Consider the following 344-nt stretch of genomic DNA (forward strand, 5'->3'; position numbering starts at 1 on the left):
CATGTTCTGCACGGACCCAAAAACGAGGCGATCCGATGTCTCTGCGGATCAGACTGGCTGCTTCGTGACGCCATGCGCGAGGCAAGACGTGAGGGGCTGACCTATGGTCTGCGCCATATCGCCTTCAATCCTGCGGAACCGATGACGGATGACCAACTGGCAGAATTTGCCAGAAAGATCTGTCACGAATTCCATGGAGACCCGGAGCATATAACGCTGGTCATCCATCAGAAGGACGGGAGCACACACGGGCATCTGCTCCTGCCGGAATGGCAGCAGGACCATATTTTAGACAGTCGTTTTAGCTGGATACGGTTAGAGAAACTGGCAAGACTGGAAGAAAT

1 protein-coding gene is annotated in these 344 nt (G+C 53.8%); it reads left to right on the top strand.

The window, feature by feature from the left end:
- Window positions 1–344 (top strand): relaxase/mobilization nuclease domain-containing protein (locus HK11_RS11875; RefSeq protein ID WP_408736139.1); only part of this gene is annotated, 344 nt, incomplete at both ends.

This window comes from Acetobacter sp. DmW_043, assembly GCF_002153485.1.
GTDB lineage: Bacteria > Pseudomonadota > Alphaproteobacteria > Acetobacterales > Acetobacteraceae > Acetobacter > Acetobacter thailandicus.